The sequence below is a fragment of the Haliscomenobacter sp. genome (genome assembly GCF_041740695.1).
Taxonomy (GTDB): Bacteria; Bacteroidota; Bacteroidia; order Chitinophagales; family Saprospiraceae; genus Haliscomenobacter.
The window spans coordinates 1-23,863 of record NZ_JBGSLK010000074.1 but is presented as its reverse complement, the minus strand read 5'-3'; the positions used below and the strand labels follow the sequence as shown (position 1 = coordinate 23,863).

19 protein-coding genes are annotated in these 23,863 nt (G+C 48.9%); 8 read left to right on the top strand and 11 right to left on the bottom strand.

Features of this window, described 5'->3' with window-relative positions:
* Positions 1-12 precede the first annotated feature (12 nt).
* Positions 13-1,209, top strand: coding sequence for an anhydro-N-acetylmuramic acid kinase (locus ACEW9O_RS15380; protein ID WP_373551061.1), 1,197 nt, complete (start codon positions 13-15; stop codon positions 1,207-1,209).
* Positions 1,210-1,472: 263 nt separating this feature from the next.
* Here ACEW9O_RS15380 and ACEW9O_RS15375 read toward each other — a convergent pair whose 3' ends face one another.
* From ACEW9O_RS15375 to egtB, 8 genes are all read right to left on the bottom strand, one after another.
* Positions 1,473-4,565 carry an efflux RND transporter permease subunit gene (locus ACEW9O_RS15375; protein WP_373551060.1) on the bottom strand — a complete coding sequence of 1,031 codons (3,093 nt, stop codon included), beginning with the start codon at positions 4,563-4,565 and terminating at the stop codon, positions 1,473-1,475.
* Between the two features lie 27 nt (positions 4,566-4,592).
* On the bottom strand, positions 4,593-5,642 hold the full coding sequence (locus tag ACEW9O_RS15370) for an efflux RND transporter periplasmic adaptor subunit (protein WP_373551059.1): 1,050 nt from the start codon (positions 5,640-5,642) through the stop codon (positions 4,593-4,595).
* A gap of 117 nt (positions 5,643-5,759) precedes the next feature.
* On the bottom strand, positions 5,760-7,145 hold the full coding sequence (locus ACEW9O_RS15365) for a TolC family protein (protein ID WP_373551058.1): 1,386 nt from the start codon (positions 7,143-7,145) through the stop codon (positions 5,760-5,762).
* A gap of 575 nt (positions 7,146-7,720) precedes the next feature.
* Positions 7,721-9,391 carry an FAD-dependent oxidoreductase gene (locus tag ACEW9O_RS15360; RefSeq protein ID WP_373551057.1) on the bottom strand — a complete coding sequence of 557 codons (1,671 nt, stop codon included), beginning with the start codon at positions 9,389-9,391 and terminating at the stop codon, positions 7,721-7,723.
* A 144-nt stretch (positions 9,392-9,535) separates the two neighbouring features.
* On the bottom strand, positions 9,536-10,945 hold the full coding sequence (locus tag ACEW9O_RS15355) for a sensor histidine kinase (RefSeq protein WP_373551056.1): 1,410 nt from the start codon (positions 10,943-10,945) through the stop codon (positions 9,536-9,538).
* Positions 10,946-10,991: 46 nt separating this feature from the next.
* Complete coding sequence (locus ACEW9O_RS15350; protein WP_373551055.1) at positions 10,992-11,261, bottom strand: UBP-type zinc finger domain-containing protein; 270 nt, start codon at positions 11,259-11,261, stop codon at positions 10,992-10,994.
* 26 nt (positions 11,262-11,287) lie between these two features.
* The gene (gene egtD, locus ACEW9O_RS15345) at positions 11,288-12,259 is read right to left on the bottom strand and encodes an L-histidine N(alpha)-methyltransferase (RefSeq protein WP_373551054.1); all 972 of its coding nucleotides are present in this window, start codon (positions 12,257-12,259) and stop codon (positions 11,288-11,290) included.
* A 134-nt stretch (positions 12,260-12,393) separates the two neighbouring features.
* Positions 12,394-13,659 carry an ergothioneine biosynthesis protein EgtB gene (gene egtB / locus ACEW9O_RS15340; RefSeq protein ID WP_373551091.1) on the bottom strand — a complete coding sequence of 422 codons (1,266 nt, stop codon included), beginning with the start codon at positions 13,657-13,659 and terminating at the stop codon, positions 12,394-12,396.
* A gap of 131 nt (positions 13,660-13,790) precedes the next feature.
* Between egtB and ACEW9O_RS15335 the strand changes: the two genes are divergently transcribed.
* The 3 genes from ACEW9O_RS15335 to ACEW9O_RS15325 all read left to right on the top strand — a co-directional run bounded on the left by ACEW9O_RS15335 (position 13,791) and on the right by ACEW9O_RS15325 (position 17,965).
* Entirely contained in the window at positions 13,791-15,659 is a 1,869-nt protein-coding gene (locus ACEW9O_RS15335) for an ABC-F family ATP-binding cassette domain-containing protein (protein ID WP_373551053.1), read from the top strand.
* Between the two features lie 32 nt (positions 15,660-15,691).
* Positions 15,692-17,278, top strand: coding sequence for an ATP-dependent DNA ligase (locus ACEW9O_RS15330; protein ID WP_373551052.1), 1,587 nt, complete (start codon positions 15,692-15,694; stop codon positions 17,276-17,278).
* 285 nt (positions 17,279-17,563) lie between these two features.
* Positions 17,564-17,965, top strand: a complete 402-nt coding sequence (locus ACEW9O_RS15325) for a cyclic nucleotide-binding/CBS domain-containing protein (RefSeq protein WP_373551051.1) — start codon at positions 17,564-17,566, stop codon at positions 17,963-17,965.
* Between the two features lie 290 nt (positions 17,966-18,255).
* Here ACEW9O_RS15325 and pth read toward each other — a convergent pair whose 3' ends face one another.
* Both pth and ACEW9O_RS15315 read right to left on the bottom strand, forming a co-directional pair.
* Complete coding sequence (gene pth, locus ACEW9O_RS15320) at positions 18,256-18,816, bottom strand: aminoacyl-tRNA hydrolase (protein ID WP_373551050.1); 561 nt, start codon at positions 18,814-18,816, stop codon at positions 18,256-18,258.
* 290 nt (positions 18,817-19,106) lie between these two features.
* Positions 19,107-19,925 (bottom strand): 2,3,4,5-tetrahydropyridine-2,6-dicarboxylate N-succinyltransferase, encoded by an 819-nt coding sequence (locus ACEW9O_RS15315; RefSeq protein ID WP_373551049.1) that lies wholly within the window; start codon positions 19,923-19,925, stop codon positions 19,107-19,109.
* A 146-nt stretch (positions 19,926-20,071) separates the two neighbouring features.
* On the opposite strand from ACEW9O_RS15315, the gene ACEW9O_RS15310 reads away from it, so the two are divergent.
* Together ACEW9O_RS15310 and ACEW9O_RS15305 are read left to right on the top strand one after the other, a co-directional pair.
* Positions 20,072-20,305 carry a hypothetical protein gene (locus ACEW9O_RS15310; RefSeq protein ID WP_373551048.1) on the top strand — a complete coding sequence of 78 codons (234 nt, stop codon included), beginning with the start codon at positions 20,072-20,074 and terminating at the stop codon, positions 20,303-20,305.
* The gene (locus tag ACEW9O_RS15305) at positions 20,284-20,673 is read left to right on the top strand and encodes a type II toxin-antitoxin system VapC family toxin (protein ID WP_373551047.1); all 390 of its coding nucleotides are present in this window, start codon (positions 20,284-20,286) and stop codon (positions 20,671-20,673) included. Before ACEW9O_RS15310 ends, ACEW9O_RS15305 begins: the two co-directional genes overlap by 22 nt.
* Before the next feature lie 8 nt (positions 20,674-20,681).
* Here the strand turns inward: ACEW9O_RS15305 and ACEW9O_RS15300 are convergent, their stop codons facing one another.
* Positions 20,682-22,031, bottom strand: coding sequence for an MFS transporter (locus tag ACEW9O_RS15300; protein WP_373551046.1), 1,350 nt, complete (start codon positions 22,029-22,031; stop codon positions 20,682-20,684).
* A gap of 303 nt (positions 22,032-22,334) precedes the next feature.
* Here ACEW9O_RS15300 and ACEW9O_RS15295 point away from each other — a divergent pair, with 303 nt between their 5' ends.
* Both ACEW9O_RS15295 and ACEW9O_RS15290 read left to right on the top strand, forming a co-directional pair.
* Positions 22,335-23,003 (top strand): C40 family peptidase, encoded by a 669-nt coding sequence (locus ACEW9O_RS15295; RefSeq protein WP_373551045.1) that lies wholly within the window; start codon positions 22,335-22,337, stop codon positions 23,001-23,003.
* A 190-nt stretch (positions 23,004-23,193) separates the two neighbouring features.
* Complete coding sequence (locus ACEW9O_RS15290) at positions 23,194-23,766, top strand: adenylate kinase (protein ID WP_373551044.1); 573 nt, start codon at positions 23,194-23,196, stop codon at positions 23,764-23,766.
* Positions 23,767-23,863: the final 97 nt, after the last annotated feature.

The window sequence follows — 23,863 nt, the reverse complement described above, 5'->3', positions numbered from 1 at the left end:
AATCAACTGCCAATGAACCCATATTTGCAACAACTCTACGACATCGCACAAAAGCCCGTTCGCCACATCATTGGTTTGATGTCGGGCACCTCGCTGGATGGTTTGGACGTAGCACTTTGCGCTTTGCGTGGCGCAGGACCCAATACTCAGGTAGAGTTGTTAAAATTCAGCACCGTGCCTTACGATGCAGCGCTCAAAGCGGAAATCCGCCAGGTGTTTGCCAAACGGGAAATCGACTTTCAAGACCTTTGCCTCCTGAATCCCAAAATTGGCATCCTGCATGGCCAAATGATCAATGCTTGTTTGTTGGAATGGGGCATCCCAGCAGCGGAGGTAGACCTGGTAGCTAGCCACGGACAAACGGTTTACCACGCGCCCAAAACCCAACATGGGCTAGCGGAGTACGGCAATACGACCTTACAAATTGGAGATGGCGATCACGTGGCCCACACCACGGGCATCATCACCTTGGCCGACTTCCGCATGCGCCACATTGCGGCGGGGGGCGAAGGTGCACCGCTAGCGGTATATGGAGATTATTTTGTGCTGGGCAAAGCCGGGGAAGACCGCATTTTGCTGAACATGGGCGGCATTTCTAACTTCACTTACCTGCCCGGCGACCTGGATGCTGGCAAAGTTTTTACCACGGATACCGGACCGGGCAATACCCTGCTGGATGCCATTACCCGCCAATTTTATCCCAATCTGGATTACGATGAAGATGGAAAAATTGCCTTATCGGGGCAAATCAATACTGCCCTATTGGATGCTTTAAAAAGCCATCCCTTCTTCGAAGCCCCTTTCCCTAAAACAACCGGGCCCGAGGTGTTCAATTTGGGCTATCTGCAAGCGGCGCAGGAAAAGACCAATACCCAACATTTGGGTGCCCCCGATTTACTGCGCACCCTGGTGCAATTCAGCGCGGATACGATTGTGGCCGGCATCAAACGGGCCATTGGTAGCCAACCTTTTGCTTTCTATTTGAGTGGTGGTGGGGCGCACAATCCGGCTTTGATTGGAGCGATTCGGGCGCAATTTCCGGGGGGCAGTTTTCAGTCGACGGATGTATTGGGCGTGCCGGGTGATGCCAAGGAGGCGGTGCTTTTTGCCATTTTGGCCAATGAGGCGGTGGCAGGAGGGTTTACTTCTTTTGGGGATCGGCACAAGGTGCCTTCGGTGGTGATGGGGAAGATTTGTTGGCCGGGCTAAAAAACTGTTCAATTTCAAACCAATTGCCTCACAGTCGGTCTTATCCACTGAGATTGATTTGACTTTTAAAGAGGATTGAGTATCACTTTACTTCAAACATTGCCAAAACGACATTTTTTTAGCACAAAGGGAAAAAAGAGGACACAAAGGACACAAAGCGAAGCGTCGTCAACGTCTAACTTTGTGTCCTTTGTGCCCCTTGGTGTTTTCTTTGTGATAAAAAAATGCCACTTTGAGCTACTATGGGGTTGTCACAAACTTGCTCAATGTGCCAATTCCAAATTTGCTTCATCGATATCTTCGACAACGTTTTTCACCTCCACCTTCGGCGGCAACAACTTGTACAACAGCGGCGTCACAATACGGCTCAACAACGTTGAACTAATCAACCCCCCAATCAAAACCCAAGCCAGTGGCGAAATCAGCGGCGAGTTTTCCAACACCAGCGGAATCAAACCCCCAATGGCCGTAATGGTCGTCAGCAGGATGGGCAAAAAGCGCGTCTCGGCGCCTTCCGTAATTGCTTGCTCCAGGGGCATGCCCTGTTCTCGCAACTGGTTGGTGTAGTCCACCAACAGGATCGAGTTTTTGATCTCAATCCCCACCAGGGCAATCATACCAATGGTCGCCACAAAGGACAAGGTTTCGCCAATCAGCCAAAGCATGGTCAGTGCCCCAATGATGCCCAGGGGAATCACCGACAACACGATGATCGTACTTTTAAAAGTCCGGAATTCGAGCACCAAAATCCCCAGCAAACCAAAGATGGAAATGATGATGATGGTCTCGATGCCCCCAAAGGATTCCGCCGCACTTTCCCTTTCACCGCCCGCGGCATATGTGTAACCTTTTGGGAAGGGATACTCGGCCAGTTTGGCGAGGATTTCATCGGTCAGTTGAGCAGTGTTGTAGCCCGTTTTGACAAAACTGGTAATGCCTACGTAACGCTCCTTGTTGAAGTGCCGCAACTGTGAAGGTGAAGCGCCCAATTCCAGTTTCGCAATCTGGTTCAAGGGGATCAATGCCCCACTCAATGAAGTGATGTAAATGCGGGAAAAAACCTCCAGCGCTTCTTGTTCGGTACGCGCTACCGACACTTTTATCGAATATTCTTCCCCCTCGTTGGTGCGGAATTCACTCACATCCAAACCCGCGATGCCCATGCGGATTGTACGCGCTACTTCCGCTACCGGAATGCCCAAGAGCCCCGATTTTTCACGATTGATGATGACCTTGAGGTCGGTTTTTTGGGTTTGCAGCGGATTGGTCACATAAACGGTGCCGTCGGTACTTTTGACCATTTTTTCCACCACAAAAGCCAGTTTGCGCAGGGTGTCCAGGTTGTCTCCCAAAATTCGCATTTCGATGGGGGCAGCTACTGGCGCACCTTGCTGGAAGCGACGCACCTGAATTTTTGCCCCGGGATATTGATCAAAGGCCAGTCGTAAACTATCCGTGAGGGCCACAATTTCGGGCACTTGCATTTCCTGTTCTACCTGTACGAAGAGCTGGGCGTAGTTGGGGGCTTGGTTGCGTTGAAACTCGTTGTAATACACCCGAGGGTTGCCTTTGCCTACGTTCGTACTCACGGTGCGCACGCGCGAGTGCCGCCACAATTCCGCCTCTACTTTGCGGGTAATGCGGTCGGTTTCTTTCAAGCTGGTACCCAGTGGTGTTTCAATGTCCACGTTGAACATCGGTTTTTCCGATGCAGGGAACAAGCTGAAGCCAATGCTGGGTACCAACATCAAACTGCCCATAAAAATCAAACCCGTAAACAAAAGGGTCAGAAATGGATGGCGGAAGCCCCACAACAAAACCACCCGGTAAGGATCGTTCAAATACCGTTTGAAGGCCCGCATGAAAAAATTGCCTTCCGCCTGCTCGTGCTGGCGCAACAACATGCTGGACAAAAACGGGATGATGGTAATGGCCACAAACAGGGAGGCAATCACGGTCAGCATCACGGCCATGGGCAAACTGCGGATGAACTCGCCAGAACCTTCCGGCAAAAAGGCGAGGGGCAAAAAGGCCAGGATCAAAGTGGCAGTACAACCTACCACGGCTACGCCAATCTGCTTGGTGGCCAAAATTGCTGCATCCTTGCGGCTATAGCCCATGCGCAGGAAGCGCTCGATGTTTTCCACGATTACAATGCTGTCGTCCACCAATAAACCCAGCGATACTACTAAACCTACGATACTCAACTGATTGAGCGTATAGCCAAAGAAATTGAGCATGGCCAACCCAATCGACAAGGACAAGGGTATGGAAATCATCACCACCAGCGAAGCCCGCCAACCTAGGGGCACCAGGGTCAACATCACCAAAAATACGGCGATGGCAAAGTCACGCCCCAGGCCACCCAAACGGTGCTCCACATTCACTGCTTGGTCAAAACCCGTATCCAACTTCATGTCGGCGGGTAGTTCTTTAGCAAATTCAGCGACGACAGGTTTGATTTTTTCGTCGGCCTGGATGATGTTTTTGCGGTCTTTCAACTTGGTGATCACCCAAATGGCGCGGGTGCCGTTGAAGCGGGCGATGTGGGCTTCGTCGGCCTCGCCGTATTGCACATTGGCGATGTCGCGCAAGTAAACGACCCGCCCTTCCGAGGTGCTTTGCACCACGACGCTGCGCAAATCGTCCAGATTTTCAAGACTGCTGGTGGTTTCGATGTTGAATTTTTTAGAACCCACATCCACGCTGCCACCGGGAATGTTGACGTTGTTGGCCTGAATGGCGCCCAATACCTGGTTCAAACCCAGGCGGTTTTGGGCCATTTTTTCCAAATTAACTTCCACTTTTACCTCCCGCTCGGGGTAAGCTTGGATTTCAATTTCCTTGAGGTCGCGGATTTTTTCCAAACGTTTTTTCAATTCTTCACCCTGTTCTTTCATGGATTCAAAAGAAGCAGTGGGCGAAGTAATGGCGGTTTGTAAAATGGCCACATCGGAAGAAGAAGCCCGGATGATGTCCAGGAGCAAAAGGTCATCGGGCAGGCTGCTGCGCAAACGGTTCACTTCCCGGATGACGTCGTTGTTTTTGGCGTCCACGTCTACTCCGTAAGTGAATTCCAGTTGCAGGCGCAGCAAACCATCGTCGCAGTCGGTGTTGATCTTTTTGATGTCTTCCAGTTCGGAAAGGGCATCTTCGATGGGGTCGGCCAGCAGTTCTTCGATGTCTTCCGGACTTGCTCCGGGATAGACGGCCAAGACCACAAAGATGGGGGCACCAAAAGGTGGATCTTCACCCCTTGGCATATTGAACAGGGCGCTGAGCCCCAGCAACAGCACCATCACAAAAATGATGATGGTGAACTGGTAATTTTTGACGGAAAATTCGGCTATTTTCATCTTGGAAAGGTTCGGGTCGTTTAGGGTTTATTGGATCACTTTGACTTTACTCCCATCCTCCAAATACGGCGCACCCGAAGTAACAACCTGGCTTCCCGCAGTCAATCCAGAGGCGATGATGGCTTTGTTTTCAAAAATTTGTCCGATGCTCACTTCGGTACGTTTGACCGTATTGTCGCTTTGCAACACGTAGACGAAGGCTTTGGTGCCACTACTTTCCACCAAAGCATCAATGGGCACGATGGGGTGTGCACCATCCTCTTTGGGGTAAATATTCAAGGAGGCAATCAGGCCAACCGCCAGGCGCGGCATCGTACCAGTGAAGGAAAACTCAGCGTCAAAAGTGCCACTTTGTGGATTGCCGACGTCGGCTAATTGCTTGACTTTAGCGGTGAAATTGCGGTTGGGGTAAGCATCCAGACGTACTTCGGCGCGGTCGCCCAGTCTGAGTCTGGCCCAATCCCGGTCAACCAAGCCACTTTTGACCACCCAATCGGCCTGGGCTGATCCGAGGATGTAAAATACGGGCGTGCCCGGACCGACCACTTCACCCTGGTTCATCAGTTTTTTGACCACTTTGCCGCTGATCGGCGAGCGGATTTCGGAATAACTCTGGTTGTAGCGGGCAATTTGTAAATTTTGCTCTGCAACACTCAAACCCGTGGTAGCATCTTGCACCTGTTCCAAGGTGGCCACACTATCGGCGTAGAGGTTTTTGGCGCGGGTGAGGTCGCGGTTGGATTTACCAACGGCTTCGTTGGCTTGCTGTACCTGGGCATTGATTTCGGTGAGGTTGAGGGTCGCCAACAGTTGACCTTGGCGCACGAAAGCACCTTCCTCAACCAAAATACGGGCGATGATGCCGCCAGTTTTAAATGCAGGCCGGGCTTCGTTGGACGCAGACACGATCCCCGAAACTTGTACAGGTACGGAGATGACTTCGCTGCTGACGTCTACAATTTTTACGGGAATCGAAGTGTCGGGTGCGGGTTTGTTGGTCTCGGTGCTGTGGTCTTTTTTGCCGCAGGCTGCCAAAATCAACAAGGAGAGAAGTAAGGGAAAAAACTGTATTTTCATGACAATAAATTGTAAAATTGGAGATATAGGGTTTCGGATATGCGATTTCGGATTTCGGGCTGGCTTTGCATCAAAAAGGCAACGCGACTCCGAAATCCGAAATCTCGAAATCCGAGATTATTTCAAAGGATAAGCTGCCAGGGCGCGTTCCAGTTCAGCTTTGCGCATCAGCACGTTGTAGTAGGAGATGGAACGGCGCACATCGAGGTTGGTGACCTGGGTGCGGGCGTCAAGCAATTCGATGTAACTGGTCACTCCTTCTTTGTAGCGGCGAAAGGTGTCGCGGTAGTACTGGCGGGCGGCGTCCTGCTGGGTGTTGTAACTTTGCAGTATTTCCTGCTCGGCTTGTACGGCGTTTTGGGCAATGCGGATTTGGAGTTGAATCTGGTCTTTGACCTGGGCGATTTGCTCATTCAGGGCACTGACGTTGCTGGCGGCTTGTTGCACTTGTAGTTTGTTGCGGTTGGCCGTCCAGAGGGGGATTTCGAGGGAAATGCCCAGCAGCGCGTAAGGGCCTACATCCAGGCCGAACGCTTGGGAACCTACATCGAGTTGGGCACCCAGCTTGGGTTTGCGGTAGGTTTCTTCCAGGTTGACCACCAGTTGATTGATCTCCTGGGCCTTGTTCAACTGGACAATTTCTTCGCGGTTTTCAAAAATAAAGGGGCGACCTTCCTGTTCGCTCACTAAAATACGGTCGCCCCCCTGAACTATTTGGATGGTATCAATGGCAATGGTTTGATCGAGGCTGCGGCCCAGCAAGTGATTGAAATAGGCTGCGGCGTTGCGCTGTTGGTTACGGGCTTCTACGGCCTGGGCTTCTACGGCGGCAATCTCGGAATTGCTGCGGGTGATCACGCTGGGGATGGCTTTGTCGTTGCGCACCAGACTTTCGTTGACCCGTTTGCTTTCCTGGAGCAATTGGGTGGCATTTTGGTAAATCTGGGCGGCTTCCCGCGCCTGGAGGTATTGGTAGTAGGCCAGTTTTACGTTTTTTGCCAATTCGCGGCGGTACACCTGCATGTCGATTTCCTGGAGGGACACCTGGGCACTTTTGATGCTGCGGTTGATCTTGATTTCGGCATTGATGATGGGCTGCTGAGTGCGCACCTTGATGTCGTAAAAATTATTGGGGGCCAGCAACTCGTTGACGTTTTCAATTTGGGGAAATTGGTTGCTGTTGGTCATTTGATTGAGGGTGGAATACACGGGGTTCAGCAAATCCCCAACTGGAAACTCCAGTCGACGGCCACCTGCCGCGAGGGTATAGGTTCCGTTCAAATTGACGGTGGGATAATACAATCGTTTGGCTTCTTCCAGCGCCAGCAGGTTGCGCTCCAGCACAAATTGCTTTTCTTTGAGGGCGTGGCTGTTTTGGATGGCTTCCTGGATGTAGGCATCCAGTGGGTTGGACTGCCCCACAACGATCAGGGGCAAAAACAGTAGCGGGAAAAAGAACAGTCGGATGATTCCACGTATGAGTGGGGACCTTGGTGTTTTCATGATCAACTACAATTCAATGTTTGGGTGAATCTGTGGTAAAGGTAAAGGTAACTTATTGGCTAAGACAGCGAAAGCTGCCGAGCTGTGGCAAAAGGACATTGAATTGTAGGTATGGGGGTCTGAGTTGTTGGGGAAATGCCCTGCTTCGCAGGTCTTTTTCTTTTTTACCACCTAAGGAACCTAAACCATAAATCCACCCATTGAATGCGAGATTGTGCTTTTAGCCTCAGAACTCTCGATCTTGAAAGAAGTGGGCTGCCATCTTCTAAATCTAGCGCTTTGGCGCAGCTTCGCTGCTTGGTATTAACACAACGACACAACGCAACGACGACACGACGATTAGCTCCCGCTACCACCCAACGCCAAGCGTTGGGGAAACTCAGCGCGCAGCACTGAGGACGTCGTGTCGTCGTTGCGTTGTGTCGTCGTGTTGAATAGATTTGGCGAAGCCGAATCCAATTAATGTACGGTTTTGTGAATCGACAGGCCTTAGGCGCATCATAAAAAATGAAGGCACGAAGCGATATCACCACATCGTGCCTATAAGAATCATTTGAAATACAAACCTTAATGGCTTACACCTCCGCCAAATACTCATGCACAAACTTAATCGCCATTGCCCCTTCACCCACTGCTGAAGCCACCCGATTCATCGCTCCAGCGCGTACATCCCCGGCGGCAAAAACCCCGGGTTGGCAGGTTTCCAACAGGAAGGGTTCGCGCTGGCGTTTCCAGATCGATTTGAATTGGGGATATTGTTTGAGTTCCTTGCCCGTTTCGATGAAGCCCTTGTCGTCTAAGAGAATGTTGGAAGGCAACCACTCCGAAGCGGGGCGGGTGCCGATGAAGATGAACAAAGAATCCGCTTTGACCTGACGGGTTGTTTTGGTTTCCACGTTTTCCAGTACGACACATTCCAGAAAGTCGTGTCCCAGGGCCTCGATGATTTCAGTTTTACCCAAAATTTCGATGTTGGGAATGGCCTTGATTTGGTCAATCAGGTAGGAAGACATGGTAGCGGTCAGGTCTTCGCGGCGAATGACGATGTGGACTTTGTTCGCAAATTGGGAAAGATACACGGCACCCTGCCCAGCAGAGTTGCCGCCGCCTACCACATAAATCTGCTTGTCGCGACAGGCATTGGCTTCGGTGGTGGCTGCGCCGTAATACACGCCCGCTCCAGTGAATTGATCCGCCCCCTTGGCGGGCAATTTACGATAGTCCACCCCGGTGGCAATGATTACACTTTTGGTGTTGATCTGATTGCCATCCTTGAGGGTCAGTTTTTTGTAATTGCCTTCAATCTCAATTTTATCCACCCCCGTTGAGGATAAAAACTCAGCGCCCAGGCGGACGGCCTGAGTGATGGCTCGGCGGGTAAGATCGGACCCACTCAATCCATCGGGAAAACCGAGGTAGTTTTCAATGCGCGAACTTGTACCAGCCTGTCCACCCGGTGCTCGGCGCTCAATCAACAAGGTTTTTAAGCCCTCCGAGCCACCATATACTGCCGCAGCCAGGCCAGCAGGCCCAGCACCAATGATGGTGACGTCGTAAGTTTCCTGCAATGCCTGGGTAGCCAGGCCCAATTTTGTGGCCAACTCGGGAATGCTGGGATTTACCAGCGGGCTGCCGTCCTCTAATAAAACCAGGGGTAAGTCCTTCGTTTCCAGGTTGTGGAGGGTCAGCCATTCTTTGGCTCTTTCATCGTTTTCAATGTCAAGCCATTGGTAATGAAAGAGATTTCCGGCCAAAAAATCCTTGATTTCGTGCGATTTTGGAACATACTGGTACCCAATCAGCCGGATGCCGTGGAATTCAGGAATGTAGTTGTTTTGCCATTGATCCAGGAGTTTGTCGATGACCGGATACAGTTTTTCACTGGGTGGATCCCAGGGTTTGATCAGGTAGTGATCCAGCCCCACATTGTTGATGGCGCGAATGGCCGCTTCGGTATCTGAATAAGCGGTGAGCAACACCCGCTTAGCTTCTGGAAAATACCTTTTGGCTTGCTCCAGAAACTCCACCCCCAACATGTTGGGCATGCGTTGGTCGGACAAAAACAGCGCCACTGTTTCACCTTGCTTTTTTAGATCGGGTAAACTTTTCAGTGCCTCCAGGGGTGAATCGGTGCTGAAGATGCGGTATTCACTTTTGTAGGCGTTGCGCAAATCATTCTTGAGCGAGCGCAGTACTTGTGGATCGTCGTCGATGGAAAAAATGATGGGTTTTTTATCGGAAGCCATGATTGTTAAAGTTGAGCGTTGAATTAATTGGTTGAGGGAGGTTGAGGAAGGTTGAGAAGGTTGAGGCTACCGCGAGCGATTTTGACAATGTCCTTGTCTAAGTCGCTCGCGGTAGCCTCAACCTCCCTCAACCTTCTCAACTTTTTAAAGAGGAAGACAAACTGAAAAAATCGTTTCGCCTGGCTTAGATTTTACATTGAGTTCACCGTGGTGTTTGAGCACAATGCGGCGGGTGATTTCCAGCCCCATTCCGGTGCCTTTGCCTACTTCTTTGGTCGTGAAAAAAGGGTCAAATATTTTGCTGAGCACCGTTTCAGGGATGCCCGCACCATTGTCGATGATGTCGACTACCGCTTTGTGGTTTTTGGTATAGGTATGCACTTTCAAAACTCCATTGGTAGCTGGGATGGCATCGATGGCATTGTCGATCAGGTTGGTCCAAACCTGGTTGATCTGGCCGGGGAACAATTTGACCAAAGGCATCTCCGGGTCAAAATCTTTGACCACCTGAATGCCTTTATCCTTGAACTGGTGCTTGAGCATGATCATCGAGCTGCGGATGCCTTCGTGCAAGTCGCTAGGCTGCAAATCCTGGCTTTGATCCATGTGCGTATACACTTTGATGGAACCCACCAAACTCCCGATCCGATCCGCCGACTCCCGAATTTCTTGCACCAGTCGCTCCATACTCAGGGTACTTTCAATCCACCACATCATGGGGTTGAGTTCCTTGCCATTGAGGGCGGTTTTCATGGCTTCGGCGTCTTCGAGGTGCAGGCCAAAATCGAGGAAGGTTTCGGCGATGTCGTCCGCATTGTTGATGTCGTGGTCTTCGAGCCAGTCTAACAGTTCATCCTTACAACCTTCTCGCTCCATCAAGCTCAGTTCTTTGATGGGGCCCTGACGGGCTTTGGCAAAGAGGATTTCGTTCAGTGCGTCGGTTTCCTCTGGGGTCACCCGCATGGTGATGATTGACTTGAAGCGTTCGGGGGACATGTGTAGTCGTTGGTACAACTCATCGGCACCACGTACCAGGGCCGCGGCTGGATTGTTGAGTTCGTGTGCTAAACCCGCCGATAGTTTGCCCAGCGACATCAATTTTTCCTCCTGTAAACGCTGCTCGGTGTAGCTCTTGATGCGGGAAGACATGGCCGCTACCAGATTTTGGGTCAATTCATAGCTGATCTGAGCCATGGGGGCAAAACAAGAGCGATGCAGTGCCAAAATCTCCATGCTGGGGCAGATGATGGTGCCATAGCCGGAGTATTTTTTCATGCGGGAAAAGGGCAAAAGCCCCGACACGTCGCCTGGGCCACCTTCCATTAAATCCCGAAATTCATTGCCTTGTTGCATGCGCAACACGTACTGGCCTCTCACTACCAGAGTCATGTATTGGGCCTCGTCGCCAGGGCGAATAAAATGTTCCCCTTCCAGGTATTGCCGGTATTCCGCACGGTCGATGAACCATTGAATGGCCTCGGTGGCTACCCCGTCGAAGATTTCGAATTTGGCCAAGGTGGACAACAAATCGGAGTGTTTATCGATGATTTTCACAGAAGAATTCAGTTGATTTAGGGAAAAGGTTGCTTCGATCATTCATTCAATACGGGTAAAAAACATTCTCTTCGAAACACCACAACCAACTTTCACCCGGTTCGGCAGAGCTTACCACCGGGTGCCCACTCTCATGGAAATGTTTGGTTGCATGTTTGTTGGGTGACGAATCACAGCAGTGGGTTTCGCCGCAGGTTTGACAGGTGCGCAGGTGTACCCAATGGCCGCCCGTTTTGACACACTCGGCGCATTCATGGGCTTTGGCCACTTTGACTTCGTCGAGTGGGGGCATATGTTGACAAGGTGCTTTTGCCATGTTTGGATTGTTTATTCAAGGATAAATTATTCAAGTACAAATAACACGTCGCTAAAATACTGCTTTTGATCCTGAAAATAGGTCAACACTTTTAACTGTGCATCAGCAGCCAGGGACTCGATTTCTGCAAAATCAAATTTTTTGGACAACTCCATATCGATCGCTTCCCAGGCGGCAAAGTCTATGTTCACATCCAGTGCTTTGATGTACACCTTTTGTGCAATCGTGCTCAATAGGTAACTTTTGGTATGGCCTGTAGTAGGTTGATACAACGGCCAATGCAAAAAAGTTTGTGCGTCAAAATTGGCACCCAGTTCCCGATTGATGCGCAACAGGTGATTGTGGTTAAAAGCGCTGGTTACTCCCGCTGCATCGTTGTAAGCAGCCAGAATGATGTCCGGGTCTTTTTTGAGGTCAAAACCGACCAGCAGCAAATCGCCGGGAGACAACTCAACGCGGAGTCGCTGCAAAAAAGCCCGGGAGTCCGCCAAGGTCATATTCCCGATGGTCGAGCCCAAAAACAACACCAACTTACGGCGCGGCGTTTCGGCGGCGGGCATTTGGTGCAAAGCGGTAAAATAATCACCTTCCAGCGGGACGACGGTCAAATCCGGCCACAAAGCACTCAACGTTTCTTGCAAATGCGCCAAAATATTGGCAGAAATATCCACGGGCAAGTAACGGAAATGCAGCGCCTGGTTTTGAAACTGTTCCAGCAGGATGCGAGTTTTGAGCCCATCACCTGCCCCCAATTCGATGAGGTCAAAAGGGGCTTCGCCCAGATATTGTGCCAAATCCCCGGCGTATTGGCGCAAAATTTCATCTTCGCAGCGGGTCAGGTAATACTCCGGCAATTCCATGATGTCCTGGAAAAGCCGATCCCCAGCCGCGTCGTAGAAGTATTTGGAAAGCAAATATTTGGGCTGGCTACTCAGACCCTTGAGGCTATCCTGCGCAAAAGCAGACAATTGTGTATTTGTTTCAGCAGTCAAAATCATTCAATAAGTTTTAGTAGTGGGGCAAAAATAAGTATTCATTTTTCCTGAGCCAAATGATTAGATAAGACACTTAAAATGAACCGTTTAATTATCTAATCCTTTGGCAAAATGAAACACTTATTTTTTATTGCCCCTTAGCGTGCTAAACGGATTCCGGTGAATTGCCAACGTTTGTCGGTTTGGAAAAAATTGCGGTAACTGACGCGCATATGCGATTGGGGCGTAGCCACTGAGCCACCACGCAAGACCATCTGGTTGATCATAAATTTGCCATTGTATTCCCCCAAGGCGCCTTTGAAACGAGGGTAATTGGGGTAAGGCAGGTAGGCGCTGGCCGTCCATTCCCATACGTCCCCCAAAAACTGGGTAGCCACCCTTTGACCAACACCATGAGGATGCCAATGGTTTTGTTCCAAAAAATTGCCGCTGATTTGTGGTTCAGCAACCCGGCAGGCCGCTTCCCACTCTTGCTCGGTAGGCAAACGCAAGCCCTTCCAACGCGCAAAGGCATCAGCTTCAAAATAACTGACGTGGGTGACGGGCAAGTTCAAATCGACGGGCCGAAATCCCTGTAATGTATAATGATGCCAAGCTTTTCCTTCTACCGCGTACCAATACAATGGCGATTTACTTTCCAATCCTTTTACCCAATCCCAACCTTCTGCCAGCCAATGCTCATGGTTGTCATAACCGCCAGCCAGCATAAATTCCAGGTATTCGCCATTGGTCACCAGGCGATCCTGGATAGCGTATTCCTGTAGGTAAACCTGATGGGCATTGAGCTCGTTGTCCCAGCAAAAATCGTCACCAAGATGGCCGATGGTATACAAACCGGCGTCCATTTCAATCCATTTGGCCAGGCGAATGAGCTCGGCCCTTGAGGGTTCGCGGGGATCATATACCGGAAAAAGCGGGTTGTTGCCCAGGATGTATTTGATGTCCGTTACTAGTAGTTCCTGGTGCTGTTGTTCGTGTTGCAAGCCAACTTCGAGGGTAAAGCGGGCTTCAGTAGCCCAGGATTCATCGCTGGTTTCAATTTGCTCAATGAGTTCCAACAAATGTTGATCTACGTATTTGCGAAACTTGTAAATGTCTTCCACCGAAGGGCGGGTCATGTTCCCCCGGTGGCTGCGGTGTACCCTTGGCCCCTGGCTTTCGTAATAACTGTTGAAAAAAAAGGGATATTTTGGATTAAAAACGGTGTAATCTTTCAGGTAAGGAACGAGTAGAAAATTTTCAAAAAACCAGGTCGTATGCCCCAAATGCCACTTGGGCGGACTCACGTCGGGGCTGGGTTGCACCACGTAGTCTTCGGTGGCCAGGGGCGCACACAATTGTTCGGATTGCTGGCGGATTTGAGTATAGCGGGTGCGTAGGGAAATATGGGTAGCTGTTGGCATCATGGATTTGGGTTGGTTTTATAAAAATAACACAAAGTGGAAAATTGTTTCAGGAAAAATCTGCCATCCTAGATGTCCCCCATAACATCGCCCAATTTTTCCTATCTTCGCCCCCTAAAATCTACACCGCCGTGAATTACCTGACGCTGGAAAACGTGACCAAGACCTACGGGGAAAAAGTACTCTTCCAAAACATCAACCTGCAAGTCAACAAAAACCAAAAAGTGGGACTCGTAGCCAAAAACGGCTCCGGCAAATCCACCCTGCTCAGAGTAGTAGCGGGGCTGGAAAAGTCCGAAGGCGAGCAAGCCCGCATGATCATGCACCGCGATGCCCGGGTAGGCTTTTTGTTTCAAGACCCGGTTTTCAACCCCAACCACATCATCATTGAAGCGGCTTTGGATGCCGACAATCCAGCGTTCAAGGCGATCAAAGCCTACGAAGAGGCTCTGTTGCAAAGTGACAACGAAACCATCCTGCAGGCGGCCATGACCCAGATGGACGACCTTAAAGCCTGGGACCTCGACACCAAACTAAAAGAACTGCTCACCCGCTTTCGAATCAACAATCATGCCCAGCCAGTACGGACCCTTTCGGGCGGGCAAAAAAAACGCCTCGCCCTGGTGCGCATGATCCTGGCCGATCCTGATTTTTTGATCCTCGATGAACCTACCAACCACCTGGACCTCGATATGATTGAGTGGTTGGAAGAATACCTGGCGCAGCCCAATTTTACCATCCTGATGGTGACCCACGACCGCTACTTTCTGGAACGGGTTTGCAACCAGATCGTGGAATTGGATCAAGGTCAGGTATACAAATACAGCGGCAATTATTCGGATTTTTTGGAGAAAAAAGCCGCCCGCGCCGAAAACGAAAACATCGAGCTGGAGAAAGACCGTAAACTGCTCAAAAAAGAACTGGACTGGGTGCGCCGCCAACCCAAAGCCCGTAGCACCAAGGCCAAGTCACGGGTAGATTCTTACAGCGACCTCAACGAAAAAGTATCCAGCGTCACCGTTGAAAAAGAAATGAAAATCGACATCAAAGGCCAGCGCATGGGTAAAAAAGTGCTGGAGCTGCACAATGTCGGCAAAAGTTTCAAGGACCAAAAGATCGTGGAGGGCATGAACTACAAGTTTCGCCCTTTTGAGCGGGTAGGCATTGTAGGCCCCAATGGTGTGGGCAAAACCACTTTCCTCAAAATCCTCACTGGCGAAATTCGCCCCGATACTGGCAAGGTTGTGCAAGGTGACAATACCCTCTTTGGCTATTACACCCAAGATGGCATCCAGCTCAAAGAAGACAAACGGGTCATCGACGCGGTGCAAGACATTGCCGAATACATCCCCCTGGAAAAAGGACTCAAACTCAGTGCGGCCCAACTGCTGGAACGTTTTTTGTTTAGCCGCAAACAACAGTTGGTCTTTGTATCACAATTGAGTGGAGGTGAGCGCCGCCGCCTGTTTTTGTTGATGATCTTGATGCGCAACCCCAACTTCCTGATCCTGGATGAGCCCACCAACGATCTGGACATCCTCACCCTCAATATTCTGGAAGACTTCCTCCTCGAATTCCCCGGCTGCGTGATCATCGTCACGCACGACCGCTACTTTATGGACAAGGTGGTGGAACACCTCTTCGTATTTGAAGGCGATGGCCAAATCCGCGACTTCAACGGCGACTACAGCGACTACCGCGAAATCCAGCGCGAAAAAGAACGCGAACAACGCCGCCAAGGGAAAGCCGAACAACAAAAGGTCAAAGACGAACAAAAGGAAGCAAAACCCGGCCTGACTTTTGACCAACGCAAAGAAATGAACCGCATCGAAAAAGAAATCCAAAAACTGGAAGAAAAAAAGACGCAGGTGGCGGATCAGTTCAATCGTACAGATTTGACCCCGGATGACATCAAAAAGTTTTCGCAGGAAATCAATCAATTGACGGGACAAATCGAGGAAAAGGAAATGCGTTGGATGGAATTGGCAGAGCTGGCTTGAGCCTTCGATGCTGTTCTGGTGTTTAATTGAGCATGCAAAACTTCGTACAGCTTTTTCAAAGATTGGAGCAAAGTACCCAAACCGATGACAAGGTAGAGGCACTGGCCGATTATTTCCAAAAAGCCGCAGCGAAAGATAAATTGTGGGCCATTGCCTTGCTGCTCGCCCAACATAGGCCCAAGCGCAGCGTCAATATAGCCCAATTGCGTGAGTGGGCCCAGGAATATACAAACATACCTGACTGGCTATTTGAAGCCTCCTTCCAGGTTGTCGGTGACTTGACCGAAACCATCAGCTTGATACTGCCCAATCCACCAAGACCAGTTCAGGAAAGCCTTAGTTACTGGATTGATTACATCCGCGAACTGGCCAATCTCGAAGAAGCTCAGCGGCGGGAGCAGGTACAGGCCGCTTGGGCACAATTGGACCCTGACGAGCGCTTTGTTTTTAACAAACTTATCACGGGTGGTTTCCGCATGAGTATCGCCCAAATGATCCTGGTCAAAGCCCTGGCCAAAGCGACCAGCCAAGAGGAAAGTGTGCTGGCGCATCGCCTGATGAGCAACTGGACGCCCGACTCCATCACGTTTGAGGCATTGGTACTGGCAGGCCAAACTGTAGCCGACCCCTCCAAACCTTATCCTTTCTTTTTGGCCTACACCTTGGATGAGGCATCTGAAAGCCTGGGTGATGCCGCTGAATGGCTCGCAGAACGCCTCTGGGATGGCATCCGTGGGCAAATCGTAGTGCGAGGTGCTGAAGTGTTTGTCTGGTCGCGCGCTGAAGAACTCTTGAGCGATAAATTCCCCGAATTCCAGATTTTTAAAACCGCCTTGCCCAATGGGACTGTCATCGATGGGGAAATTTTACCTTTTAAAGATGGGCAAGTTTTGCCTTTGCAAGTAGTAGAAACCCGCATCAGCCGCAAAAACCTGAACAAAAGTGTGCTCCAACAAGCTCCAGTGGTGTTTCGTGCCTACGATTTGTTAGAGTGGCAGGGGGAAGATTGGCGCGAACGCCCTTTGATCGAGCGGCGTACGCAGTTGGAAGCGCTCGTGCAGGAATCCCCTGGTGGCGGAGTTTTACAAATATCCACCACTATACCTTTTGAGTCCTTGTCAACCCTGGATGCAGAACGTGCCCGTTCGCGTGAATTCAACAGCACCGGACTGATGCTCAAGCGCAAAAATTCTCCTTACGGCACTGGCCGCCAGCGCGACGATTGGTGGAAATGGAAGGTAGATCCCCACACCATAGATGCGGTATTGATTTATGCCCAAAGTGGAAATGCTGAGAACGCCAATTTGTACACAGATTTCACTTTTGCCGTCTGGGACGGCGAGCAATTGGTACCTTTTACCAAAACTTATGCGGGCCTGAGCGATGCAGAATACCACGAAATCAACACCTGGGTTCGTGAAAATACCCTGGAGCGTTTTGGGCCTGTACGCAGTGTGAAGCCCGAGTTGGTATTTGAGTTGGCTTTTGAAGGCATTCAGTTTTCCAAGCGCCACAAATCAGGCATTGTGCTGCGTTTTCCCCGGATTGTGCGTTGGCATAAAGACAAACCCGCCGCAGTAGCCGATCAACTGGCGAAGCTCAAACAATTGATGTGTTAAAAACGTGCAATCGATGGTTTTTTTCTCGATATGACCTTGCATTAATCCCCCAATAGCTTTAAATTGAAGCAGTTTGAAAGATCCTCTCCAATCACCTTGAATTTATTTATAGCCCTTTTCGCTGCTGCAAAACCCCAACTCTTGCAACGCTGATAACCAAACACTGCTATTGATAGCCATGACCAAAATCAACCTTGGCCATGACTAAAATCTTTGGAATACGGCCCTAATCTTGCAAAGATTAGGGCAGACCTACTATTGATCATTTATAAAGCCATACCACTGATGAAGACCATTAAGCAACTCATGAGTAGTCCGGTCGTCATGGCCACTGTAGAGACTACTGTGCAAGATTTAAGGAAATTAATGAGCCAACACGACATTGGTGCTGTGCCCATTACTGACGAAGGCCCAGATGCAGGCATCATGGGCATTGTAACCGACAGCGATCTGCGTAACGTAAAGGATTCAACTTTACCAGTAATGAGTGTGATGAGTACCAAACTATGTTACATCAACAATGATGACTCCACCGCTGCCGCAGCCAATTTGATGTTGAAAAATGGCATTCATCATTTGTTGGTCAAGGAAGACAATGCGGTGGTAGGGATTCTGAGTTCAGTTGATTTGTTGAAATTGGTGGCGAGTAAACCGATTACTTTCCAACCACATTTGTTTTTTGTGTAGCAATTGCTTATTTGATGTTGGGTTAAACAAACAATGGTACACTGTACAAATGCGAAGGCACCAAGAGACTTGTTCTCTTGGTGCCTTTGTATTTCAACCTATCCTAGTTTTTTAGAAGCGAAGGACATCAATTGCCACGTGCTTTAGCTCGTGGCTTGGGGCATCTCGCTTGATGGGCTTCAGCCCAAACCTTGATTTTCAAGCTGGGGCTAAAGCCCAAATCGAACATCCATCTCTCCCTCCAGCTAAAGCAGGAGGCAATTGATGTCCTCCAAGTCTGCAATCAGCAATCACTTTTTATTAAACGTATTCATGGTATGTGCCAAACCCACCGCCGCAAAACTTTTACTCGTATCGGCAGCGTACTTGATGATTTCGGGCAAATCTACATTTTCCTCGTCTGACCATTCGCCGAGTACAAAATCCACCTGCTGTCCTTTGCGAAAATCGTTGCCAATGCCGATGCGCAAGCGGGCGTAGTTGTTGCCAATGACCTGGTCAATGTCCTTGAGGCCATTGTGGCCCCCATCGCTGCCCTTGCCGCGCAGGCGCTGTTTCCCATATTCCAAATTGAGGTCGTCCAGCACGATCAGCAGGTTTTCGATGGGAATTTTTTCCTTCTGCAACCAATAATTCACCGACTTGCCACTGCGATTCATGTAAGTGGAAGGTTTGAGCAAAATGAGGGTACGCCCTTTGTGCTTGATTTTGCTCAGGGCACCCAAATGTTCGGTTTCCCAACTGGCTTCAGCATCTTTAGCCAGCTGATCCACCACCAGAAAGCCGACGTTGTGCCGGGTATCTGCGTATTCGGCACCGACATTCCCCAGGCCGACAATTAAGTATTTCATGGTTCCAAGGTTCTGGAGTTAAATCGCACACTACTCGACGGTTTTGCTCGGAGGACATGAATTGCCCCAGGCTTATGAAGTTTTTTGAAAAGACCGTTCTTTAGGCACTGGCGTTTGAATTGCCTCCAGCTTTAGCTGGTGGTTCGAAGGTCAGGCCTTGAATGGGCTTTAGCCCAAATCTCGATTTTGCAAACGGGGCTAAAGCCCAAAAACTAGCGTTCACTGCTTATCCACCAGCTAAAGCTGGAGGCAATTCATGTCCTCCGAGCAAAAATGTCGAGTATTGGTCATTAAACTGCTACACTATAATCCCGCAGCGCATTATTCAGCGATACCTTTTTATCGGTACTTTCTTTGCGCTGCCCGATGATCAACGCGCAAGGCACCTGGTAGGTTCCGGCAGGAAATTCTTTGGTGTAAGTGCCAGGAATGACCACCGAACGCGCAGGTACCCGACCCCGATAGGTGATGGGCTCTGGGCCACTCACGTCAATGATGTGGGTGCTGTCGGTAAGTACCACGTTGGCACCCAGGACAGATTCTTTTTCAATTCTTACGCCTTCTACGACAATGCAGCGCGAGCCGATGAAACAATCGTCTTCGATGATCGTGGGAGCGGCTTGGGGTGGTTCCAATACTCCACCAATACCCACACCTCCGCTGAGGTGCACATTGCGGCCAATCTGGGCACAGGAGCCTACCGTAGCCCAGGTGTCCACCATGGTGCCGCTACCTACCCAGGCACCAATGTTGACGTAGCTGGGCATCAGGATGACGCCACGCTCCAGAAAGGAGCCATACCGTGCAATGGCGTTAGGAACTACCCGCACACCCATCTCGGCATATGATTTTTTGAGTGGAATTTTATCGTGAAATTCAAATGGGCCTACCTCGATGGTTTCCATTTGACGCAGTGGGAAGTACATCACCACCCCCTTTTTGACCCAGTCGTTCACCTTCCAGTTGCCGTCGGCAGTGGGTTCGGCTACGCGGAGTTGCCCTTTGTCCAGTAGCTCTACTACTTGAAATACGGCTTCTTTGACCTCAGTCTGGGCCAGGAGACTACGATCCTCCCAGGCTTGTTCAATCGTTTGTTGCAGCGTGCTCATTTGTATTGGATGTTAAAAACGAGCTGCAAAAATAGAAAAACGATTGGAACCATCCATTTAAAGCATCTCCGAATAAGCTGCAGTAATTTTACTTGGTTGACTCAATCATGAAGTTTGTTTAACTTTGGCCTAAATAAAAAAGACCAATGACTATTCATATTGATGTGAGCAACCAGCAAAAAATGCTTTATTTAGTTGAGCTTCTAAAGTCAATGGACTTTGTGGAAAGGATAAGAATTGATGAAGAAGTCCAAAAAAATGATCCCAAGCCCTATTCATTCTTCGAAAAGCACAACGGAGGAATACCTTCTTTGGATGTAAGTGCTTTTGAACATTATGTCAATGAAACCAGAAGTACATGGGAGAGAGATACTTACTAGACACCAACATTTTGATTTATTTGCAGAAAGGAATATCAGATACTCAAGCTATAACTTTTTTATCTCAAGCAATAGCTGCAAATCCGAAGATTTCCGTCATTACTGAAATAGAAGTGTTGGGTTTCAAATTTGATTCAGGTACAGATTTGCAAAAAATGGAAGACTTAATTGCAGATACTGTTGTCCTACCCTTGGACAAAGCAGTTGCATTAAAGACCATATCCATTCGCAGAATGCATAAAATCAAATTACCAGATGCTATTATTGCTGCTACTGCTTTAGTCCACGAACTAGCTTTAATCACGCGTAATACTTCTGATTTTTCGTCAATTGACAACCTTTCAGTTATAAATCCATTTGCTTTATAGGTCAGTCTTTAAACTTCCACCTTTGTAACCACCACCCGCCGCATCAGGATCAAACCGATGATGAAAAACACGGCCAGTGACAACACCGAATTGCGCATTCCGCCACTGAGTTGTGTGATCAGACCAAAAACAAAAGTGCCCATCACGGTGGAGAGTTTATCCAGAATATCGTAAAAACTGAAGTAAGAGGCAGTATCGGGAGTGTCTTCAGGCAACAACTTGGCGTAAGTCGCCCTGGCCAGGGATTGCATGCCCCCCATCACCAGGCCTACAGCTGCGGCAAGAAAGTAAAAATCGAGACCCGTTCTGACCACATAACCACCGATGCAAATCAGGGTCCAAATGACCATCATGTACATCATGGCATTTTTATTGCCCCGTTTACTAGAGACCCAGGCAAAGAAATACGCTCCCCCAATACCGACTACCTGCAAAATCAAAATCAGCACGATCAAGTTCGACGTATTGAAATGCAATTCCTTTTCGGCAAAAATGGAGGCGAGGTACAATACCGATTGTACCCCCGCATTGGCAAAAAAGAAAGCGGACAGGTAACGCAACATATTGGGGCGGGCCAAGACCCGGCGGGCGGTTTTGCTGACTTCTTCATAGCCACGTTTGAGTAATTCTTTGGAATAGGGATGGCGCGCGTCTTCCGGCAAACGACGTAGGGGGATTTGCGCAAACCCTATCCACCACAAACCTACCATCACAAAAGCTACTGGAACGGCTTTTAAACTTTCGGAAAAACCAAACCACTCAAAGTTTTCAATCACGATCAAATTGGTCACCAACAAAATAATACTCCCCGCAAATCCATAACTAAAGCCAGTGGCACTCACTTTGTCGTAACGATCCTCCGTAGCGATCTCCGGCAAAAAGGCATTGTAAAAAACCAATCCCCCGGAAAAACCTATGGTAGCCAGGATAAAACAGGTGACCCCAACCCAGAGGGTTTTCATGTCGGTGAAAAATAAAAGCCCCATACAGGCCAGTGCACCTAATGTGGTAAAAAAGCGCAGGAAAACTTTTTTGCGCCCCCCATAGTCGGCAATCCCCGAAAGTAGGGGTGAAACCAGCGCAATCAACAGGTATGCAAAAGACAAGGAATACGAATACAGGGCACTATCACTAATCTTTAAGCCCAAAATATTCACCTCATCGGCGGTAACGTGCAAAAAATAGCCTGGAAAAATAGCTACCGTTATCACGAGTGCATAAGCGCTGTTGGCCCAGTCAAAAAAAGCCCAACCCTGGAGGATACGGGGTTGATTTTTTACAAAAGGAATCGCTAAAGAGCCGGATTCATTGGTGTTTTTTTCCATGGATTGACTTCCTTTTTTTCGGAAAGTAGACATTTTATTTAGATTGATGTACGAAATCCAAAACAAATTTCCTATCTTGCCATTGTTCAGTTTTTTCCACTCCCATGAGGCGAAATTTCGCCAGTTTTTCGAACCTTTTTTCAACAAAATTTCCCTGTAAGCACTTGAAAATGAATAAAATGAAAGTTTTAACACTTTCAAGTGGTGAAACTTTCAGAAATTTTGCTTTATCTTTGCATCGGTCCCATCCGAACATATTTATCAAATACTCACCCAGTTACACATCCCATGTAGTCCCATACATAAATCATTCATGCGAACCAACGTACTTATTATATGCTAGAAGTATTAACTACTTGTTTAGCCTTAGGAACTTGTGCACCTACGACGCTTAACGTATCCATTCCAGCCGATCTGCCTACAACGGTAGCAGAAGCTGAAAAACGATTCCGCAAGGACGTACTAGATTATGCACAGCTTTACATGGGGTTGCCATACCGTTACGCCGGATATTCTCCGGTAAGTGGTTTTGACTGCTCCGGGTTTACTTCCTACGTTTTGGCTCATTTTAAAGTCAACGTTTCACGTTCATCTCGCGCCCAGGAACTGGAAGGCGAGAAAGTTGAACTGAGCGCTGCGCAACCTGGTGATCTGCTCTTTTTCCGTCGTTCGGCCAGCAGCAGAGTTTTTCACGTCGCCATGGTTTACTCCAATGATGAAAATGGTATCAGATTCATCCATAGCTGCTGCTCCAAAGGCATCGCTATCGACAATCTGAAAGAATCAAGCTACTGGAGCGCCAAAAGCGTTTCCGCACGAAGAATTGTACAAAAAGCCGATTTTGTTGGGTTGTATGGCCCACAAGTCATGCAGGTGGCTCCTGCACCCACTGCCGCTCAGGTGGTAACTGCTCAGCTCAACTTGGTGCCCGAAGAAAAAATCGAACCCATGGGTTTGATTGCCGAAATTGAAACTCGGTGCTTTTCGATCGGATCAAGAAGGTAAAATTAGGTTGAGAAGGTGGATAAAATTGATACGGTTTAGTTTCTAAATTTCTTCAATCTTTTCCACTTTCTCGACCTTTTACATTTTCCATCTAAATCACTTGAGGGTTTGAAAGTTAATTAATAACTTTCAAACCCTTAATTTTTTCAATAACTTTTGCTTCTTTTGCTACGCAAAACCTACTTTAAATATGATCAATTTGATACTCTTTGGTCCTCCAGGATCAGGTAAAGGAACCCAAGCGGCTAAACTGGTTGATAAGTATCAGCTCCTGCACATTTCTACTGGTGATCTTTTTCGTTATGAAATAGGAAATAGTACCCCCCTTGGCCTGGAAGCCAAAAGTTTCATGGATCGGGGAATGTTGGTGCCAGATTCTGTAACCATTGGAATGTTGCGCAATAAAGTGGAAGCCAATCCCGACGTAGCCGGGTATATTTTTGATGGTTTTCCACGCACCATCCCCCAAAGTGAAGCGTTAAATGCACTAATGGCTGAAAAAGACCAGCGCATTTCCAAGCTGATTATGTTGGAAGTGCCCGATGAAGAGCTGGTCGTTCGTTTAATGGAACGGGGAAAATCCTCTGGACGACCCGACGACGCCAATGAAAACGTGATTCACAGACGCATCGACGTTTACAAAGCGGAAACATCACCAGTGTTTGATTTTTATGCAGAGTATAACCTTTCGATTAAAATCGATGGAGTGGGCAGTAAAACAGAAATTTTCGAGCGCTTGTGCGCTGAGATCGATAGTCTTTAATCATGAGTCGAGAAGGTTGAGAAGGTTGAGAAGGTTGAGGCTACCGCGAGCGATGTTGACGTAGTTCTCGTCAAAGTTGTTCGCGGTAGCCTCAACC

What these genes read in the sequence shown, in the direction of transcription:
- ACEW9O_RS15315 (WP_373551049.1), bottom strand. Translation starts at nt 19,925, where the DNA reads ATGAGCACGCTGCAACAAACGATTGAACAAGCCTGGGAGGATCGTAGT.
- ACEW9O_RS15380 (WP_373551061.1), top strand. Translation starts at nt 13, where the DNA reads ATGAACCCATATTTGCAACAACTCTACGACATCGCACAAAAGCCCGTT.
- ACEW9O_RS15290 (WP_373551044.1), top strand. Translation starts at nt 23,194, where the DNA reads ATGATCAATTTGATACTCTTTGGTCCTCCAGGATCAGGTAAAGGAACC.
- ACEW9O_RS15300 (WP_373551046.1), bottom strand. Translation starts at nt 22,031, where the DNA reads ATGTCTACTTTCCGAAAAAAAGGAAGTCAATCCATGGAAAAAAACACC.
- ACEW9O_RS15365 (WP_373551058.1), bottom strand. Translation starts at nt 7,145, where the DNA reads ATGAAAACACCAAGGTCCCCACTCATACGTGGAATCATCCGACTGTTC.
- ACEW9O_RS15350 (WP_373551055.1), bottom strand. Translation starts at nt 11,261, where the DNA reads ATGGCAAAAGCACCTTGTCAACATATGCCCCCACTCGACGAAGTCAAA.
- ACEW9O_RS15360 (WP_373551057.1), bottom strand. Translation starts at nt 9,391, where the DNA reads ATGGCTTCCGATAAAAAACCCATCATTTTTTCCATCGACGACGATCCA.
- ACEW9O_RS15370 (WP_373551059.1), bottom strand. Translation starts at nt 5,642, where the DNA reads ATGAAAATACAGTTTTTTCCCTTACTTCTCTCCTTGTTGATTTTGGCA.
- ACEW9O_RS15295 (WP_373551045.1), top strand. Translation starts at nt 22,335, where the DNA reads ATGCTAGAAGTATTAACTACTTGTTTAGCCTTAGGAACTTGTGCACCT.
- ACEW9O_RS15305 (WP_373551047.1), top strand. Translation starts at nt 20,284, where the DNA reads ATGGGAGAGAGATACTTACTAGACACCAACATTTTGATTTATTTGCAG.
- pth (WP_373551050.1), bottom strand. Translation starts at nt 18,816, where the DNA reads ATGAAATACTTAATTGTCGGCCTGGGGAATGTCGGTGCCGAATACGCA.
- ACEW9O_RS15375 (WP_373551060.1), bottom strand. Translation starts at nt 4,565, where the DNA reads ATGAAAATAGCCGAATTTTCCGTCAAAAATTACCAGTTCACCATCATC.
- ACEW9O_RS15325 (WP_373551051.1), top strand. Translation starts at nt 17,564, where the DNA reads ATGAAGACCATTAAGCAACTCATGAGTAGTCCGGTCGTCATGGCCACT.
- egtB (WP_373551091.1), bottom strand. Translation starts at nt 13,659, where the DNA reads ATGCCAACAGCTACCCATATTTCCCTACGCACCCGCTATACTCAAATC.
- ACEW9O_RS15330 (WP_373551052.1), top strand. Translation starts at nt 15,692, where the DNA reads ATGCAAAACTTCGTACAGCTTTTTCAAAGATTGGAGCAAAGTACCCAA.
- ACEW9O_RS15310 (WP_373551048.1), top strand. Translation starts at nt 20,072, where the DNA reads ATGACTATTCATATTGATGTGAGCAACCAGCAAAAAATGCTTTATTTA.
- egtD (WP_373551054.1), bottom strand. Translation starts at nt 12,259, where the DNA reads ATGATTTTGACTGCTGAAACAAATACACAATTGTCTGCTTTTGCGCAG.